This window comes from Streptomyces kanasensis (assembly GCF_043077165.1).
Lineage (GTDB): Bacteria > Actinomycetota > Actinomycetes > Streptomycetales > Streptomycetaceae > Streptomyces > Streptomyces changanensis.
This window is the reverse complement of the sequence record NZ_JBIBSF010000027.1, coordinates 1-1,572: the sequence shown is the minus strand read 5'-3', so window position 1 is coordinate 1,572 and position 1,572 is coordinate 1. Positions and strand designations below refer to the sequence as shown.

Here is a 1,572-nt window from a genome sequence, read left to right as displayed (position 1 = left end):
CCCGCGGCGAAGCCGGCGCCCACCACGCCACACCCCCACCGCGCCCCGCGCCGGGCCCGGCCACCCCCGGCCAGCCGCCGCCCACCGCGCACGCGGCCGCGCGCTCCGGCGGCCCGTACGGCGGGGGCTCCGCCGTACGGGCGGCCCCGTCACATGTCGAACAGGCCGATGGTGCCGGTGGACTTGTCATCGCCCATGTCGAACATGGCGACCTGGGCGGCCTTCGGCCTGGTGGTGAACTCCGTGGCGGACATGGCACGCCAGTCCTTCGCGGGGGCGGCCTTGGCGGCCGTCGCGGCGGGGGCCTTCCGCTCGGTGAGGTCGGCAACGACGATTTCCGTGCACGGGGCCGCGTCGCGCCACTCGTCGATGTACTGGGAGGTGTCGCCGCTGCACCCCTGCTCCAGGGTGATGCCGGTCTGACGCTCGAATCGCTCGTACTGGGCTCCCCGGGTCTCCTCCCGCGTCCAACATCCGCTGTGGCGGAAGGGGGCCGACTCCTGGGGGATCAGAAACACCCCGTGCCGGGCCACTTCGGCGGCGATGTCGATGACGTGGTACTCGAACCGGCTGCCGGTGTAGCGGGGAGCCGTGCGCCCGCCGCGCGCCACCGCCCCGTACGGCGGGTTCGCAAGGGCCACGTCGAACGGGCCCCCCAGGTCCATGGTCGGCACGTCGAAGACGTCGGCGCAGATCCACGTTGCCTCGGGGAGGACCTTGCGGCCTACGCGGACGTACTCCGGGTTCTTCTCGATGCACACGATCTCGCGCGCTGCCCCGTGGGAGCCGAGGTAATGGCTCGCCGTCCAAGCCAGGCGGCCGATTCCGGCACACAGATCGATTACCCGGTCTTTGCCGAATGCCTCGATCACCATGTCTACGGCGAGACCGCCGGGGGTGAAGAACGCGCCGTCGAGCCGGGCGGTCCCCTCCTCCATCAGGTTGTCGAGCACGAATTCCCGCTCGCGGGGGGTGAGCTCGCGGTCCAGCTTGATCAGGTCCTGCGCCTTGCGGTGCCTGGTTGCCTGCTCGGTGGTCAACTTCGCCATGGGGTCCGCCGTTCCGTTCGGGTTTCGAGTGGTGATGCCGGTCGGGGTGCCACCCCCTCCCAACAAGCTCTATATTACCAGCATTGAACCGGATCACATAGCCGAGAAGGGGGTCTGACCAGGGTTTTTCTCGGAAGTTCCATGATCTTTTAGAGAGCGTCCGAGCCCGTCCGACCCCCCTCCTTGCCAGCCGTCTTTCCCTCCCCCGGCCCCGGGCCGGCCCGCACCTTTCCCACCGGCTCCAGCTCGGCCTGGCCCTCCTCGACCTCAGCCCTCCGCGGCCACCACCGCGGTGCCGGCGGACGACGGCGGCGCGCAGGAACCGCGCCGGCCCCCACCACCGGCATCAGTCCGCCCCCCGGTCCCCGGGGGGCGGGCGTCCGGAGGAGCCCCCCGGGGCCCCGCGCAAGGGAGCGCAGCGACCGCAGCCCGCGCGCAGCGCGGGCCGCAATAAGGAGGGCCCCCAGGGCCCGACGACTGCGGCGCACGGCCGGATCGCACCAAAGGTGCGATGCCCACCCAC

General features: G+C 71.8%; 1 protein-coding gene. It reads right to left on the bottom strand.

The window, feature by feature from the left end:
* Nucleotides 1-149: 149 nt before the first annotated feature.
* Nucleotides 150-1,049, bottom strand: a complete 900-nt coding sequence (locus ACF053_RS30215) for a methyltransferase (protein ID WP_391956942.1) — start codon at nucleotides 1,047-1,049, stop codon at nucleotides 150-152.
* Between the last annotated feature and the right edge of the window lie 523 nt (nucleotides 1,050-1,572).

What these genes read in the sequence shown, in the direction of transcription:
- ACF053_RS30215 (WP_391956942.1), bottom strand. Translation starts at nt 1,049, where the DNA reads ATGGCGAAGTTGACCACCGAGCAGGCAACCAGGCACCGCAAGGCGCAG.